Source organism: bacterium, assembly GCA_016702305.1.
Classification (GTDB): Bacteria; Electryoneota; RPQS01; order RPQS01; family RPQS01; genus JABWCQ01.
Map to the genome: position 1 here is coordinate 549,693 of JADJEH010000017.1, position 16,728 is coordinate 566,420.

At 59.3% G+C, this 16,728-nt stretch carries 13 protein-coding genes; all 13 read left to right on the forward strand.

The window, feature by feature from the left end; translation table 11 throughout:
• The first annotated feature begins 46 nt into the window (after positions 1-46).
• Entirely contained in the window at positions 47-796 is a 750-nt protein-coding gene (locus tag IPH10_13670) for an electron transfer flavoprotein subunit beta/FixA family protein (protein MBK6911954.1), read from the forward strand.
• 10 nt (positions 797-806) lie between these two features.
• Positions 807-1,397 (forward strand): carbonic anhydrase, encoded by a 591-nt coding sequence (locus IPH10_13675; protein ID MBK6911955.1) that lies wholly within the window; start codon positions 807-809, stop codon positions 1,395-1,397.
• Between the two features lie 51 nt (positions 1,398-1,448).
• Positions 1,449-2,159, forward strand: coding sequence for a right-handed parallel beta-helix repeat-containing protein (locus IPH10_13680; protein MBK6911956.1), 711 nt, complete (start codon positions 1,449-1,451; stop codon positions 2,157-2,159).
• Entirely contained in the window at positions 2,152-4,500 is a 2,349-nt protein-coding gene (locus IPH10_13685; GenBank protein MBK6911957.1) for a serine/threonine-protein phosphatase, read from the forward strand. The genes IPH10_13680 and IPH10_13685 overlap by 8 nt, the downstream gene beginning before the upstream one ends.
• A 27-nt stretch (positions 4,501-4,527) precedes the next feature.
• Positions 4,528-5,511 (forward strand): GDP-mannose 4,6-dehydratase, encoded by a 984-nt coding sequence (gene gmd / locus IPH10_13690; GenBank protein ID MBK6911958.1) that lies wholly within the window; start codon positions 4,528-4,530, stop codon positions 5,509-5,511.
• A gap of 50 nt (positions 5,512-5,561) precedes the next feature.
• Positions 5,562-6,527, forward strand: coding sequence for an electron transfer flavoprotein subunit alpha/FixB family protein (locus IPH10_13695; protein ID MBK6911959.1), 966 nt, complete (start codon positions 5,562-5,564; stop codon positions 6,525-6,527).
• 208 nt (positions 6,528-6,735) lie between these two features.
• Entirely contained in the window at positions 6,736-7,464 is a 729-nt protein-coding gene (locus IPH10_13700; protein MBK6911960.1) for a hypothetical protein, read from the forward strand.
• Positions 7,461-8,600 (forward strand): glycosyltransferase, encoded by a 1,140-nt coding sequence (locus IPH10_13705; protein ID MBK6911961.1) that lies wholly within the window; start codon positions 7,461-7,463, stop codon positions 8,598-8,600. Before IPH10_13700 ends, IPH10_13705 begins: the two co-directional genes overlap by 4 nt.
• 100 nt (positions 8,601-8,700) lie before the next feature.
• Positions 8,701-9,525: a methyltransferase domain-containing protein gene (locus tag IPH10_13710; protein MBK6911962.1), complete on the forward strand. Its 825-nt coding sequence runs from the start codon at positions 8,701-8,703 to the stop codon at positions 9,523-9,525.
• Positions 9,526-9,835: 310 nt separating this feature from the next.
• Positions 9,836-11,569, forward strand: a complete 1,734-nt coding sequence (locus IPH10_13715; GenBank protein ID MBK6911963.1) for a T9SS type A sorting domain-containing protein — start codon at positions 9,836-9,838, stop codon at positions 11,567-11,569.
• Positions 11,570-11,769: 200 nt separating this feature from the next.
• Positions 11,770-13,827 carry a tetratricopeptide repeat protein gene (locus tag IPH10_13720; GenBank protein MBK6911964.1) on the forward strand — a complete coding sequence of 686 codons (2,058 nt, stop codon included), beginning with the start codon at positions 11,770-11,772 and terminating at the stop codon, positions 13,825-13,827.
• A gap of 145 nt (positions 13,828-13,972) precedes the next feature.
• Entirely contained in the window at positions 13,973-14,626 is a 654-nt protein-coding gene (locus IPH10_13725; GenBank protein MBK6911965.1) for a metal-dependent transcriptional regulator, read from the forward strand.
• Between the two features lie 72 nt (positions 14,627-14,698).
• Positions 14,699-16,579 carry an Nramp family divalent metal transporter gene (locus IPH10_13730; protein MBK6911966.1) on the forward strand — a complete coding sequence of 627 codons (1,881 nt, stop codon included), beginning with the start codon at positions 14,699-14,701 and terminating at the stop codon, positions 16,577-16,579.
• Positions 16,580-16,728 lie beyond the last annotated feature (149 nt).

A 16,728-nucleotide genomic window follows, 5' to 3' on the forward strand; every position in this document is an offset into this window, starting at 1 on the left:
GTTCTCCCCTTTTGTAGCCATTCATTTTATTTGACTTACGCAACCCGTGAACATTCTTTTGCTGCTTAAGGCCGTCGCTGACAGCGAGGCCAACATCAAGCCCAGCATGGACGGCAAGTCCGTGCACCTCGACGGCGTTACCTTTGTGCTCAATCCATTCGATGAATTTGCCGTGGAAGAAGCGCTGAAAATGCGCGATGCCGCCGGCTCTGGCGAGGTCGTGGCAGTCAGTCTGGGCGGCGATGACGTGCCCAAAGTGCTGCGCACCGCGCTGGCCATGGGCGTGGATCGCGGGATTCATGTGAAGGCCGAGACCGGCTTTGACGCGTTGGCTACTGCCCGCGCACTGGCCGCCGCCGCGAAGACGCAGACTTTTGATTTGATTCTGTGCGGCAAGTCCGCGATTGACTCGGATAATCACGGCGTCGGCTTGATGGTCGCCGAGCTGCTGGATCTACCCTCGGTCAGCGTGGTCGTCAAGATCGAACAGAAGGACGGCAAGCTGTTGTGCGAGCGCGAAGTGGAGGGCGGCGTCGTTGTGGTTGAAACGCCGATGCCGTGTGTGATCACGACGCAAAAGGGTCTGAACGAGCCGCGCTATGCATCGCTCAAGGGCATCATGGCCGCGAAGAAGAAGCCGATTGACGATGTGGCGGGCGAAGCAGGCGAGATTCAAGTGATGGCCCTGGAAGTGCTGCCCAAGCCCGACCGTCAGCCCGGCCAGATTCTGGGCACCGGCGTGGATGCCATCCCCGCGCTGATCCAGAAGCTGCGCGAAGAAGCGAAGGTGCTGTAATACAGCGTTCATGATTCTCTCTCCGAAGGCGGCGATTCAGGCATTGCGCGAGGGGAACACGCGCTATATGAACGGTATGCCGCAGCCGTGGCGCGCTGACGCGGCGTTGCGGGCCAGGCTTGTTGAGTCACAAGAGCCGTTCGCGTGTATAGTCACCTGTTCGGATTCGCGCGTCGCGCCGGAGATTTTGTTTGATCAATCACAGGGCGACCTGTTCGTTGTACGCGTGGCGGGAACGATTCTGACGCCGGAAGTCGTCGGCTCGGTCGAGTTCGCCGTTGAAGCGCTGGAAGTGAAACTCGTCGTGGTAATGGCGCACTCGAGCTGCGGCGCAATTCAAGCCGCCGTCTCGGACCTGCCGCTGCGCGGCGCCGTTTCAGCCGTTATCGCCCGACTGGGCACCATCGTGGTCGCCAAACGCAAAGAGGGCTTTTCGGGCGACGAGCTGGCCGCCGAAGTCTCCCGCCAGAACACGCGCAATATCGTCGCGCAGCTTCCCCAGCAATCTCCCGCCATTCTCGATGCGCTCGAAATCGGCACTATCGCTATCGTACCGGCGTTCTACGACCTCGCGACCGGGGCCGTCCGCTGGGATGTCTAATCCGCAATCCACTATCCATTCATCCGCACTAAGCTCCGGCAGGAACCGCTTATGACCGACGCTCGCACTGTTCACCATGTTGCTCCCGACCGCGCAGGTGCGTTTGCCACGCCCGCAGAGGCCGTGGCGAAGGCCGTCTCCGGTGACGTCATTCACATTCATCCGGGGAAATACACCGGATCGTTCTCGATAGACAAAGACTTGGAAATCGCCGGCATCGGCTCACACGAAGATATTGTGCTGACAACCGACCGCGATTCCGTGATACTCTGCGCCGCAACAACCGTTGTGCTGAAAAACCTCTCGCTGGTCGGGAAGGTGCGCACCCAACCGGTACTGCACATCACGAGCGGCAATTGCGACGTGACCTTCTGCTCGATCGAGGGCGGGAAATACGGCATCGCCGCAGATTCGAGTTCGCGTATAACGGTGGCGAACAGTTCGATCGCCGATTGCGAACGCGGCGCACTGTTCGCAAAAGAAGCGCGCATCGTTCACCTTGACAATTCTCTAATTGAGCGCATCGGCGGCAGCGGGGTGATCACCGAAGGCTGTCAAGAGGTGCGTGTGCTGCACAGCACCTTTAGCGACACGACGCCGCACGCGATTGAAAGCACCGGCAACGGCATCTTTGAAGTCGTGGATACCGAGTTCACGGCCGTATCACACGCACAAATCCTGGACAACTACAAGCCGATCAAATTTGAAAACGAAGAGCGTTCGTGGTATGCGCGCAAGCTGGTCGGCGATAGCGATGCGTAAACTTTCGGCCATGATCTGGCTCGGCGTGCTGCTGCTGGCGGCCGGTGCGGCGGCGCAAACACCGCTCTCCGACATCCGGCGACAGCTTCTGATCCCGGGTGATTCCGTGTCCATCGAGCTGTCGCTGATGAAGGGCGACTTGCTGCACTGGTCCCTGCTGCTCGAAGAGGGGCAGATGGACGACGGGGAGACGCGGGTCAGCGTCAACTCGAACATCGGCGGCGAGATCTGGTCGCGCGCCTTTGGTCCAGCCCGCGAAGATTTGCAGGAAGAGCTCAAGATCGCAACGGACGCGCTCTATCGCATCGTCGTGCGCAAGGCCGGGACACGTGCGCGACCCATCGTGCTCGCCGCCTGGCCGCAATTCGGCAAGAGCGGTCGTACGCCGTTTCCGGTACAGTCGGTGCAGAAAGATGTTGTGGTGATGGCCGCTGGCGACCGGTTCAGCGTGGACTATGAGTTCATGATGCCGGACACGACGCGTTTTGAGACAATTCTGAATCTCGAATTACCGTCCGATCTCGTGCGCTTCTGGGCGATGACGCCGGCGGGCGATTCGATTCCCGGCGATGTGACCGTGAAGCGCTGGCTGGGAGACGCCGGCACAATCTCATTCCGGGACCGCGCCAAGCGCGGCGGTAGTGTTACGCTGCGACTCGAATGCGACATTCCTGAGGCCGGGGAGATCATCTTTCACCGCGCGCCGGGCCGCACGCCACCGCCGTGGTTACCGCGTGAAGCGCGTGTTGCCACGCAGGTTGAGCACTCGCCGTGGCTGGCAATTACCGTGCTGCCGTTTACAGTGTGGCGCGAGGGGAAATTGCAGGAAGAAGTGTTGCCGCCCAAAGCGAAGTATGCCGCCCAGGGATTACGGGTCAGCGGCGTGGATTCACTGACCGTCGCGGCACTGCGGCAGGTGTACGAGCAGCGCGATTCGATCTATCTCGAACGGCGCGGCCGGTTGGGCACCGTCAGCGGATACGACTCGACGTTCATCGAGCATGCTCTGGCCTTTGACCCGCCGCGACTGCACGTAACGACGACAACGACGCTGTCGGGTGAACCCGGCGCCAAAGCGCCGACCAAGGCCCTTAGTTGGTTCGTGGAATCCGCGTCGGGCCGTGAAGTGACGGGGACGCTATTCGCCTGGCAGTATGACGAAGTCGTATTGACCTATCCAAGCGCACCGAACGATCCGTTCTGGTCACGCGAGATGCTGCCGCTGTCCAAGAGCTTGCGCACGTTTACTCCGACAAGCCGCGACTATCCTAATACCATTCCGCTGCCGCCCGCGCAGACGCTGCGCCCGAAGCAGGCGACGTTTGACGGTCGGGCAACGCGCGATGACAGCCGCCGCGTGTTAGGGTTGTTTTTCCACAATACTTCGCCGGAAACGGTTTATCTCGCCTATCGCGTGGCCCTGCCGATCGAACGCACGGCGCTGAGTTCATTCAAGAAATGGCCGAAGGCCGCGCGGTGGGCAATTGGCGTGGCCATCGTCTGCGCCATCATCGGCGGTTTTGCGATTTGGGAATTGCGGCAACGCGACAAGCGCCGCCGTAAGCAGGCGGAAGAGTATGCGCAGGAACTCGAAAGCGCGCGGCAGGTGCAGCAAAAGCTCCTGCCTAAGGGACCGATGGAGGTGCGCGGTCTGCAAGTGCTTGGTCTGCACCAGAGCATGCAGTCGGTGGGCGGCGACTACTACGACTTCTTCCCGCTGGAGGACGGTCGCGTATTGATCTGCGTGGCGGACGTGGCCGGGCACGGTCTGCCCGCCGCACTCTTGATGTCGAATTTGCAGGCGACGCTGCACGCTATTGCCAACCAACGCCGACCGGTCAATGAAATGGTCGCGCTGCTTAACAATGAAATGGTGCGGCGCACCTCGCCGGATCGTTTCGTGACAATGATGATGGCCGAAATTTCCGCCGACCGCTCGATGCTCACGATCTGCAACGCCGGTCACAACCCGGGCTATCTCGTGCGCAAGCACGGCGGCATCGTGGAGCTTGACGCCGGCGGCATCATGCTCGGCGTGATGGAGATGTTCCCCTACATTCACATGGAATATTCGATTGAACCGGGCGACCTGCTCGCGTTTTACACCGACGGTATTCCTGAAGCGGAAATCGGATTCGAAGATATGTTCGGCTACGAACGTTTGCAGTACTTCCTGTCCGAACATCGCGACAAACCGCTGCCGGATATCGCGCAGCTTCTGTTCCAACGGGTGACGCCGGACAACACAAGTCTGGGCGACGACATGGCCGTCGTGCTCGTGCGCATTGCACTGGGCGCGGGCAAAGTTGAATTGAACAAGAGTGATAAGGCTCAGGCGTAGCCGATTTCCTGCACCAAGTTTGATTCCATGCGCGCACTGATTACCGGAATCACCGGACAAGACGGCAGCTACTTAGCGGAGCTGCTGCTGGCTAAAGGCTATGACGTCTGCGGCATGGTTCGGCGCAGCTCGGGCGATAATCTGGGACGCATCGAGCATCTGCGCGAGCGCGTGACGCTGCTGCCGGGCGACCTGCTGGACACGAATTCTCTGCAGCACGTCGTGCGCGAAGCCAGGCCTGACGAAGTGTATAATCTTGCGGCGCAAAGTTTTGTGCCGTCGTCGTGGGCACAGCCGAATCTGACCAGCGAATACACCGCGCTGGGCGTGACGCGCCTGCTGGAAGTGATTCGTCAGATCAACCCGGCGATCAAGTTCTATCAGGCGTCGTCATCGGAAATGTTCGGCAATGTGCGCGCGACGCCGCAGAACGAATTGACACCGTTCCATCCGCGCAGCCCCTACGGTGTGGCCAAGGTGTACGGCCATTACATTACGGTCAACGCACGCGAGAGCTACGATTTGTTCGCGGTGTCGGGGATTTTATTCAATCACGAATCACCGCGGCGCGGTAAGGAATTTGTCACGCGCAAGATTACGCGCGGCGCGGCGGCGATCAAGCTCGGTCTCGTGGATGTGCTCGAATTGGGCAATCTGGATGCGCATCGCGACTGGGGTTTCGCCGGGGATTATGTCGAGTCCATGTGGCGCATGCTCCAGCAGGATGCCGCGGAAGATTTTGTCATCGCCACTGGCAAGACGCATTCCGTGCGCGAGTTCTGCGCGCTGGCCTTCGGCGGGTTAGGGCTTGATTACGAGCAGTACGTGCGCGTCAATCCGAAGTTTGTGCGGCCCGCCGAAGTTGATTTGCTTGTTGGCGATGCGAGCAAAGCTAAACGGCTGCTGGACTGGGAGCCGCGTGTGCAGTTGCCGGAGCTCGTCCAGATGATGGTGGCGCAAGATCTGTCCGAACTCAAAGCCGGCGCGCGCGATTTTCCGCGGCCGGAGTGATGGCTGTTTCCGATTTCATTCCTCATACCTCATATTTCATACCTTCCTCGATGATTCTCGTATTCTGTGATTCCAAGGGCGGCAAGCTGAAGCCGTCCGCGCGCGAAGCCGTGAGCGGCGCGCACAAGCTCGCGCAAATGCTCTCCACCGAAGTGGTGGCCGTGACGTTTGCCGAATGCTCCGACGCGGCGACGCTCGGTGCGTTTGGCGCGAAGAAAGTCATTCAATTGACTAATCCTGAACTGGCGCAGTATTCCTCCGAAGGTTACGCGCAGGCGGCGGCGGAAGTCATCAAGGCCCATTCGCCTAAGGCCGTCGTGCTGAGCGCGAGTGCACAAGGCAAAGATTTTGCTCCACGCTTGTCAGCGCGCGTCAACGCGCCGTTGCTGACTGATTGCACGGATCTGAAAGTGGATGGCAACGCAGTCTGTGCGCTCCGTCCGATTTATGCAGGGAAGGTGCAGTTGTGGGCGAAGGTCACCGGGCCGTTTGGTATTTTGAGTTTGCGTCCAAAGGCATTTCTGCCTGTGGAAGTGGGCGGCAGCGCCGAGGTCACGAGTACGAGTGTGGCCCTTGATGCATCGAAAATTCGCGCGAAGATTGTCGAAGAGAAGATGCAGGAAGGCGGTATGGTGGATGTCACCGAAGCCGATGTCGTGGTTAGCGCGGGCCGCGGCATGAAGGGCCCTGAGAATTGGAACCTGATTGAAGACCTGGCCAAGTCGCTCGGTGCAAGCATCGGCGCGTCGCGCGCGGTCGTGGATGCCGGATGGCGGCCGCATCATGAGCAGGTCGGTCAGACGGGTAAGGTCGTTGCGCCGAGTTTGTATGTCGCCGTCGGTATCAGCGGCGCGATTCAGCACGTCGCGGGCATGAGCACCAGCCGCACGATTGTCGCCATCAACAAAGATGCCGATGCGCCGATTTTCAAGCTCGCCACTTACGGTATCGTCGGTGACGCGTTCGAAGTTCTGCCCAAGCTGACGGAAGAGATTAAAAAGGTTAAGGCGGAGTAGGGGCTGCCAGCGTGGATGCTGGACCCATTGCGGTGACGCGGCATCCGCCTAACTGCGCCTTTGCATATCTGCTTGTTTCAGGCTTACAGCGCGGGTGCACATACCCTCGCGCTTGAAGCCGACCACCTGGCGACTGGACTCTACTTCGTGCATTTGCGATCCGCCGATTTTTCCACTACCCGCAAACTGCTACTCGTGAGATAGACGATTGAAAGCAATTCTTTTTGGCATTCTTCTACTTGGCTTGGGTCTCGCGGGGGCGTCGGCGCAAACGCTCGATTCACTGCGCATCGCCGCGCAGACCGCCGTGGACGAAGGACGCTTTGAAGAAGCCGAACTGACGGCCTTGCGCGGACTGCGGGCGGCCGAGGGCGTGGATGATTTGGCCGAAATTCCCTTCCGCTTTGTGCTCGCCACAATATATGTCGCGCGTGAACAACAGGGCTTCGCGCTGTCCGAGTTCCGCCGCATTATCGCCATCAATCCCGCCTTCGAAGTGGACCCCGTGTTGACCTCGCCGAAGATCGTGACGGTGTTCGGTCAAGCCAAACGCGAATATGTCGAGCAGGTGCTCTCGCAACCGGAAGCCTATCGTTTGCCTGAAGCGGATGCGAAACTCTCAGCCTCTTGGCGCAGCGCGATGCTGCCCGGCTGGGGTCAAGTCTATAAACAGCAGCGCGTGAAAGCGACTGTGTTTGGTGTCCTGCAAGCGGCTACGCTGGCGGCGTTTGTCGCGTTCATCGTCGAGACGAACACGCGCAAGAGTGACTATCTGGACGTGAACGTATACGGCAGTCCGCTGCTTGAAGAGCGCTACAACGATTACCAGAGCGCCTACCGCACGCGCAATATTCTGGGTTACCTGACGCTCGGCGTGTACTTAGCCAACTACTACGACGCGCTTTATGCGCCGGTGAGGAAGAATAGTAAGCCTTGAACATCGTCTTTGTCGGGCCGGCATGGCCATATCGCGGAGGCATCGCGGAAACGACGAACGCGCTCTATAAGACGTTTGTCGAACGCGGGCACAATGTGCATATCGTCGGGTTCAAGAAGCAGTTTCCCAAGCTGCTCTTTCCCGGGCAGACGCAGCTTGACACGTCGCGCGACATGAGCCTGCCATCGCAGCGCACGCTGATTCCGTGGATGCCGCATACGTGGCCCGCGACTGCCCAAGCGATTCGCGCCCACAAGCCCGATCTGCTGATCTATAAGTGGTGGATACCGTTCATGGGCCCGGCGTTCTGGGGCGTGTCGAAGCTGCTGGGCGACGACTACATTCGCAAAACGGCCTTCGTCTGCCATAATGTGCTGCCGCACGAGAAGCGCTTCGGCGATATTCCGTTTACGAAGATGGCGCTGGGACGCGGATCGTTCATCATGACCTTGAGCATGGCCGAAGCCGATACGGCGCGCGGTTTGTTTCCTGACTGGAAGTCTGAACAGATTCGCGCCACGCCGCTGCCGGTCTATGAATGCTATGAGCCGTTCACCGAAGGCCCTGCCGCCGCGCGCGCGAAACTCGCTATTGACGCGAAGAAGCTGCTGCTGTTTTTTGGCTTGGTGCGGCACTACAAAGGCGTTGATGTGCTGCTGCAGGCGATGCCGGAAATCATTCGCCGCGATCCGGAGATCAAGCTCGTCGTTGCCGGTGAATATTACGACGGCCAGGAGAAGTACGAGAAGCTCATTGACGACCTGGGTATTCGCGACCATGTGATCGTGCGGCCCTATTTCATTCCGTCGCACGAGATCGGCACGTATTTGGCCGCAGCCGACTTGAACGTCTTGCCGTATCGTCACGCGACGCAATCGGGAATTCTCGTGACGGCCTATTCGCACGGCTGTCCGGTGCTGGTTACCCGCGTCGGTGGTTTATGGGAAGTCGTAGACGAAGGCAAAAGCGGTTTTGTCGTAGAGCGCGAGAACCCGCAAGCGATTGCGGATACGGTCGCAAAATTTTATGCCAGCGGCGGCCGCGCCACCTACGAAACGCACGTGCGCGAAAAGGCCAAAGAATTCTCATGGCACCGGCCCTGTGAGATATTAGAGGCTTTTGCAAACAAACTGTAGCTGCACAACGATGCGGGGCACCCGCAGCGGGTGCCGCCGCGAAAATTGTCCGGCCAGAGGCCGGACCTAGGTTTATCCTTCATCCTACATCCCTTATCCCTTGTCAGATCACGCCATAGATTACGATCCCGTCAAAGCATCGCTGGGCCGCGTCGTCGCGCGTCAGGCGCTGCTGCGCCGGTTGTTTTACACGATGCTGGGCGCGCTGTTCCTGCGCAATTGGTATATTCGCCGTGAGCTCAACCGTGTTCGCAACACGAAGCCGAAGTGGGATATCTTTGACGCCGGTTCGGGGTTCGGTCAGTTCTCTTACAAGATGGCCAAGACTTTTCCCAACGCCACGGTCTATGCGATAGACGTGAAGGAAGAGCAGATCGAAGACTGCACGTGGTTCTCGAAGGCCGTGGGTCAGACCAACGTGAGCTTCAACATCGGCGATCTGGTCGAGTACCGCAAGCCCGAAGCGTACGATCTGATTCTCAACACCGACGTGCTCGAGCACGTGCTGGAAGATGAGAAGATGTGGGGAAACTTCTTTGCGAGTCTGCGCAGCGGCGGCTACATGATCGCCACCACGCCAAGTTCAAGCGAAGGCCAGCGCGAATACGCCGAAGGGGATATCTCAGTCATCGGCGAGCATGTGCGGGAAGGGTACTCCAAACAGGAATTCATAGACAAGGCGACCCGCGCCGGATTCAAGATTGAGCGGCTCGACTATTCCTACGGACCCTTCTGGGGCGCGTTGGCGTGGAAGATTCTCCAGCGCATTCCGATGCAAATGCTGTCCATCTCCAAACTGTTCTTCGTCATCGTCGCGCCGTGGATGGTTTTGCTCTACCCAATTGCGGCGTTCGCGATGTGGATGGACATGCGGACCAATAACGCCAAAGGCGGCGGCTGGATCTTCGTGGGCCGCAAGCCGTAACGAAATCGTTCGGCCAAACCAGAATGAGACGAGGTGGTTTTTTGAAACCACCTCGTTTTGTTTTTCTGGGCCGTGGACGAATGAAAACACCCGAAACGCAAATTGCCCACGCGGTTGAATTCGCGCAACGCAGTTCCACCAATGGTTGAGAAGGCGCGACACACGCCTACAGGGTCGTCAATCTAAACGCTGATTCTTCCTACTGTTCGTTGTACCCATTGCATTATACGACACTGGCGCATGGCTTGCCAAAAGCAGATACGTCAGATGGAATCACATGCATGCACGAACTTGTGCGAGGAGAATAACGATGAAAACCCTATGGATGATCGTGACCCTATGCGGACTGTTGCTCGGTTCGGCTTTCGCTCAGAGCTTTGACGTGGTGGCAACGCCGGAATTTGCTACCGAGGTATACAGCACCGTCGCGTGGGGCGATGTTGACAACAACGGCTACCCAGACCTGTTCTGCGGCGCGTCGGGGGACGCCGTCAGCCAGCTCTACCTTAATAGCGGGAGCGGTTGGAGCGATGGCGCGGAGTGGTTTGACTTCCCGTCAATCACTAATGTGCGCACCGCGCGTCTGGTGGACTACAATCAGGACGGTTTGCTCGACCTGTTCTGTCTGACGAGCGAGGGCGATGGAGTCGCGCTGTATCGCCAGACTGAGTCGCGCCGCTTCCAGCCGGTAGCGCTCGACCTCGATGGTCAAACCGATGAGGCCATTCGCGCCGCCGTTTGGTGCGACGCCGACTTGGACGGCAATCTCGATCTGCTGCTCAGCAACCGTTCGACCGACGATCAGTCCACCGTACTGCTCGTGCCGTCCGATGAAAGCATGATTGAAGTACGCGGCGCGGACGGACCGTTCGCAGAGACCGACGTACTGCAAATCAGCGCGGTAGATTTTGATCAGGACGGCGACCTTGACTATTTCATGAGCAAGGGCGACGGCTCCACCAGCCTGTGGGTTCAGCGCGATGGCGGCTACTCGAATTACTCGGACTATCTGTGGTTCCCGACCAAGATCGCCACAACCGGCATCACGTGGGCCGATTTCGACCGGAACGGCACGCTCGATCTGTTCGCCAGCGGTTCGTCGAAAGACAATTGCATGTATTATCAGGGCGACGGCAACAACGTCTTGCCGTGCAGCTTTGATAACGTGTCGGAACAGACCGGCCTGCGGGCCCTCGCTGCGGGCGCCGTGGATGCGCATGCCGTGGATGTCAATGCCGACGGGCGCACGGACCTCTTCCTCAACTGCGAAACCGACAACAAGCTCGTGTTCAATACGGCTGACGGTTGGGAAGCCGCGCCGCGCCACCATGCGCTGATTCAGCCGGGCCTGATGACCACGGGCAGCGCTTGGGCGGACTTTGATCGTGACGGCGATTTGGATGTCGCGCTGATTTCAGCCCGCGGCGGCGTGCGGCTGTATAGCAATCAGGTCGAGCAAACGCGCGAGTACATCGGCTTGAATCTGTGCAGCGCGCAAGGGACCGCACCGCTGATGAACTGTCTGGTCAAGGTGCAATTTGAAAGCGGCAAGCAGTGGGCGGCGACGTCCATGTACACCGCTTCGGTCGGCGCCGACGAGCAGACGGTGCTCCTTTATAACCCGTCGTGGTATCACAGCGAGCAGTGGGTGGTCAGCGTGGCTTGGCCGAATGGCATGGTTACGGAGCTGACGCAGGATGATCTGCCGCTCAACGCCAACTCGATCTTGTGCATGCCGCTTGTGCCGCTGATTGAAGCGCCGAATCAGGGTGTGTCACTGGCGGCAATTCCCGACATCAACAACTATCCCAATCCGTTCAACCCGACGACGCAAATCGAGTTCAAACTCGACGCGGCGGCGGAGATTACTCTGAGTGTGTTTAACCTGCTTGGCCAGGAGGTCGCTGTCCTGGCCCGCGGAACGTACGACGCCGGGCAGCACTCCCTGGCGTTCGATGCGGCCGCCCTGCCGTCCGGTCTCTATCTCGCGCGCTTGGACACGCCGGCGGGATCGGTCGTGCACCGGATGCTTCTGACCAAGTAGGACGGGCCTTGAGCAAGCCCGAGGCTGCGTAGGACCCCTCCCTTTCTGCGCTGCCCACCTGCAAAGCCCCGCGCCCCTACGCGCGGGGCTTTGCTTTTGGCCGCGCTGAAGAACGCGAAATCGGCGCTCTGCGGCCCTTGACTAATGGCGCAAATTCCCTTAGCTTCTCGGAGAAACTTGCGTCTGGAGGGACAAGCAAGATGCTCGAACGACACTTCACAAGACTGCTCGCGCTGCTGACGGGCGTGTTCGCGGCGGTCCGGCTGCTGGCCTATCAGCAGATGTCCGGATCCATTGTCACCAAAATTCCCGTGCTCGACAGCGATACCTATTTCAAATGGGGCTATCAGTTGTCGCAGGGCGGAGGGCACCCGCCCGGACCGTTTTGGCTCGGGCCGGGTTATGCGCAGTTTATCAGTTGGGTGTTCCGGGCAACGGGCGACATTTCACCGCAGATCGTGCTGCTCGCGCAGATGTTTCTGTCGGTCGTGACGTTTGTGCTGATAGTGCTGCTGGCGCGGCGCTGTTTCGGCCGGGCGGCGGCTGTGGCCACAGGCGTCTTAGCAATCTTCTATGCGCCGTGGCTCTACTATGACGGCATTCTGCTGTCGGCGTCGTGGATTCTGTTCTTGAACAGCGCGATGCTCTATCTCCTCGTTGAACACGGCGGAGTCATGGACGATGCGCCGCGCAGCATTTGGGCATGGGCCGTGGCCGGTGCGTTGTGCGCGCTGTCGGCGATTGCGCGGCCTTCGGTGCTGCCGTTCGCCGCGCTCCTGCTGCTATTTGTCTGTTGGCGCGTGTGGAAACAAAACTGGAAGGTCGTTTTCCCGCTCGTCTTCACGCTGGCGCTTGTGCTCGTGCATCTTCCAATTAGCGTGCGCAACAGTTCCGCGGGCGGCAGTTCCGTGTTTGTCACGGCGTCGGGCGGCGTGAATTTTTTCATCGGAAATCGCAGCGGCGCGACCGGCGTCTACGACGAATTGGATTTTGTGCGGTCGTTTGACGCGCAGCGCGAAGCGGAAGGCTACCGCGCGGAAGCGTCGCGGCGGTCCGGCAAACAGTTGACGCTTCCGCAATCGGCGGCGTTCTGGCGCGACCAGGCGCTGCGCGACGTCTTTCAAAAACCGCTGCTGTGGGTCGGCGTGCAACTCAAAAAGTTCTGGTGGCTCATTCGCAATGAAGAGGTCGCCAATAACTTCTCGTTTCGCGCGATGGAGATGAGCAATAGCGTCGTTAATCTGTTGCCGCTGCGCTGGGGGCTGCTGCTGCCGCTGGCGCTGGCAGGGCTCTTTCTATTGTGGCAAACGCGGCGGCGTTTGGTCGTGTTTGGATTGTATGCGGCAAGCTATGTGGTCACGGTGATGCTGTTCTTTGTGTCATCGGAGTACCGCTTCCCGCTAATCGTTCTGTTGCTGCCATTGGGCGGCGCGGCGATAGCTCAACTATTGGATTCAGTGCGCAGCAAGCGCACGACAGCGGCGGCGATCGGATTGGGGATCTATGTCGTGCTGGTGCTTGTGGCGAATGCACCGTCGCGCGAAGCGGCCCACACCGTCGAGCCGCGCGTAGACTATGCCAACCTTGGTTCCATTGCCTTGAGCTATCAGATGTATCCCGAGGCCTTGGCGATGTTCGCGCGGTCGTTGTCAGTAGATCCGGATTTTCAAATTGCGCGCCTGGGATTGGCGGAAGCGCTGTGGGCTACGCGCAACTATGATCAGGCGCGTGAAGAGTATGCCCGCGCCGGGGTCGCTCCACCGGATAGTCTGTCGGGCGCTCCGCTCGACGCCTTGCGCGCCATGCTCGACAGTGTGAGCACCAGTCAGGGTGACTCGGCAGCGCTGGCGATGCTGGATCGCGAAATTCCGCATCCGGAAAGTCTGGCCATTCGGGATCTGTGGGTGGAGCGCGCGCGCTTGCAGGCAGCTTCCAACAACTATGGCGGCGCGTATCTCTCGATTCTGGAAGCGCACAAGCTCGATCCCGATGATCCTGAGTGGCTGTTCTGGGCGGCGCAGTATATCTTGGAACTGGACTTCCCGCAGCAGGCTGACTCGCTCTACCAAGAGGCGATCAACCGCTATCCGGCCTATGCGCCGGCGCGGGTGGAGAAGGGCTTCCTCGCCCTCGAGCAGGGGGACATTGACGAGGCTGTCCGACAATCGCGCGAGCTGGACAAGATCCAGATCGGAAATGACACGATTCAGGCCGCAGCCGACACACTTGATGCGGCGCTGCGGAGGCTTAACTGGTAGAGGGTTCTCTGCTATATGTTGAAAGCCCCGCCTCGAAAGAGGCGGGGCTTTCTCGTTCTGCCTTTCGCGGCGCACGCCTCATTTTGCTTGACTTTCACCTGGTCGAGTTGTATATTTCGAGGCATCGAATTAAGGAAATCGAGAGATGAAAGAGCTGTCGAGCGCCGCAGAAGACTGTTTATTATTCGCTTACAGACTGTCCGAGCGAGGCGAAGAGCTGTCAATTTCAGCACTTGCGCGCGGCCTGGGGCTCACGGATTCAACCGTGACGGCCATGATCCAGAAGCTGGCGAAGCAGGAACTGGTTAACCATATCCCCCGCCGGGAAGTCAGCCTGAGCGAGCGCGGGGCGGAACTGGCCCGCAACCTGATCCGCCGCCATCGGCTGATCGAGACCTACCTCCACAATAAGCTCGGCTACACCTGGGATGAAGTCCACGATGAGGCCGAGCGCATCGAGCATGCCGTTTCGGAGAAATTCGTCGAGGCCATTGACCGCGAGTTGGGTTTTCCCAAGTTCGATCCGCACGGCGACCCGATTCCCGATGCGCAGGGCCACAGTGCGGTACGCAAGCTGCGGAAGCTCTCCGAGATGCACGTCGGCGAATACGGTAAAATTGCGCGGGTGGTCGGCGGTAAGCCCGACGCGCTGCTCTATTTGACGCGACTTGGCATTACGCTGGGCACAGACGTCGAGGTGACGTACGCGCCCGCGCAGGATGAGATCGTCCACCTGTCGGTGGAAGGCGTGCAACGCACGTTGGGCGCGGCCGTCGCGTCAAATATTCTGGTGGAGTAGTTCTTGGCAGTCCCCCCGAATCCGAGATACATGCAACATGCGCCACAAGCAATTTGATCCGCAGATCAAAACATGAGTACTGAAAACCACAACGTCTCACTGTCTGAAGTCCATCGCACTGTAGAGATTCCACAAAAGTCCACCGTGATCCGACGGATGCTGGCCTTTGCCGGCCCCGCGTATCTCGTCAGCGTGGGCTATATGGATCCGGGAAACTGGGCGACAGACCTCGAAGGCGGGTCCCGCTTCGGTTACGCGTTGATCTGGGTGCTCTTGATGAGCAATCTGATGGCCGTACTCCTGCAAGCGCTGTCGGCCCGATTGGGAATCGTCACCGGGCACGATCTGGCGCGGGCCTGCCGGGAAAACTACTCGAAGCCGGTCAGCGCCGTCCTCTGGGTAATATGCGAGATTGCCATCATCGCCTGCGATCTGGCCGAAGTTATCGGTTCGGCTATCGGCTTACAACTGCTGTTTGGCATCCCGTTGTTGTGGGGTGTGTTGATCACGGCCGTTGACGTCTTTTTGCTGCTGCTGTTTCAACATCTCGGTATTCGCAAAGTTGAGGCCTTCGTATTGACCTTGGTCGCCACTATTGGCGGCTGTTTCTTAGTCGAAATGATGCTGGCGCAGCCGAGCATTAGCGGAATATTCAGCGGCTTTGCACCGACCTTGACCGGCGAGAGCCTGTATGTCGCGATCGGTATTCTGGGAGCGACCGTCATGCCGCACAATTTATACTTACATTCGGCGCTGGTCCAGACGCGCGCCGTCGGCAACAATCCGGCCAGCATTCGCCAGGCGTGTAAATACAATTTAGTGGACTCGGCCGTCGCACTGAACCTGGCGTTCTTTGTGAATGCCGCCATCTTGATTCTGGCCGCCGCTGTATTCCATAGCAACGGCGTTGAAGTCACCGAGATTCAGCAGGCGCACGAACTGCTGACGCCGCTGGTGGGCGTAAAGATCGCCAGCACCGCATTTGCCATTGCCCTCTTGGCCAGCGGGCAGAGCTCGACCCTGACCGGAACGCTGGCCGGGCAGGTGGTCATGGAGGGCTTCATCAACCTGCGCATTCGTCCGTGGCTGCGGCGAATGATCACCCGATCGCTGGCTATCGTACCTGCGGCGTTCACGATTTGGATTCTGGGTGAGCAGGGCAGCTATCAGCTCCTGATCCTCTCGCAAGTCGTGCTGTCCATGCAACTGCCGTTTGCGGTGATCCCGTTGATCCAGTTCACGAGCGACCGACGGTTGATGGGCGAATTTGCGAGCAAGCTATGGGTCAAGATACTCGCTTGGTTGGCGGCGGCGGTCATCATCAGTCTGAATATCTGGCTCGTGATCACGACGCTCGGCGAATGGATCGGCACGGCGCCTAACGGTATGGAGTGGTATCACGCGCTGGTGCTGGCGGCGGCGGCAGGGTTGGGAGCGCTGTTGGCATACCTGATTACCGTTCCGCTCTTCCGGCGGCTGGCGCGGCCCGAAATGGTGGTGCCGTCGTTTGAAATTCCCGTTACCGCAAACGTGCAGTACAAGAAGATCGCCGTTGCCTTGGAAGGTACGCACAGTGACCGGGTGCTGTTGGCCCAAGCGCTGGCGATGGCCGAAGATCAGCACGCTCAATTACTCCTCGTGCACGTTGCCGACACCGTGGGACCGCGAGTCTGGCAACAAGAGTCTGAAGATCGCGAAGTGTTGGCCGATGAAATCTACCTGTCCCGCTTGCAAGAAGAACTGCTGGCGCGCGGTATCCAGGCGAAGCCCGTGCTCGGTTATGGAAATCCACCGGACGAGATCGTGCGACTGGTTAAGCAAGAACAGGCCGAGCTGCTCATCATCGGGACGCACGGCCACCGCTTGATCAAAGACCTGCTGCTGGGTGCAACTGCTACTCGCGTGCGACACTTGATCGACATTCCGGTCTTCATGGTCCGCGTAGACCCGTAGGCTGGGGAGCCTGGGGCGGCACCAGGTCCGATGCCCGCGAGCAGAGCCGGGGGAGGCGGCTCTGCAGAATTTCAAACAAAGCGAGGCGACACGGCGCGCATGAATTGCACCTTGTCGCCTCTCTTTTCATAGTGCATGATTGAATACGA

Coding starts and splice junctions, on each gene's coding strand:
- IPH10_13725 (MBK6911965.1), top strand. CDS start 13,973: ATGAAAGAGCTGTCGAGCGCCGCAGAAGACTGTTTATTATTCGCTTAC.
- IPH10_13685 (MBK6911957.1), top strand. CDS start 2,152: ATGCGTAAACTTTCGGCCATGATCTGGCTCGGCGTGCTGCTGCTGGCG.
- IPH10_13715 (MBK6911963.1), top strand. CDS start 9,836: ATGAAAACCCTATGGATGATCGTGACCCTATGCGGACTGTTGCTCGGT.
- IPH10_13730 (MBK6911966.1), top strand. CDS start 14,699: ATGAGTACTGAAAACCACAACGTCTCACTGTCTGAAGTCCATCGCACT.
- IPH10_13720 (MBK6911964.1), top strand. CDS start 11,770: ATGCTCGAACGACACTTCACAAGACTGCTCGCGCTGCTGACGGGCGTG.
- IPH10_13675 (MBK6911955.1), top strand. CDS start 807: ATGATTCTCTCTCCGAAGGCGGCGATTCAGGCATTGCGCGAGGGGAAC.
- IPH10_13695 (MBK6911959.1), top strand. CDS start 5,562: ATGATTCTCGTATTCTGTGATTCCAAGGGCGGCAAGCTGAAGCCGTCC.
- IPH10_13680 (MBK6911956.1), top strand. CDS start 1,449: ATGACCGACGCTCGCACTGTTCACCATGTTGCTCCCGACCGCGCAGGT.
- gmd (MBK6911958.1), top strand. CDS start 4,528: ATGCGCGCACTGATTACCGGAATCACCGGACAAGACGGCAGCTACTTA.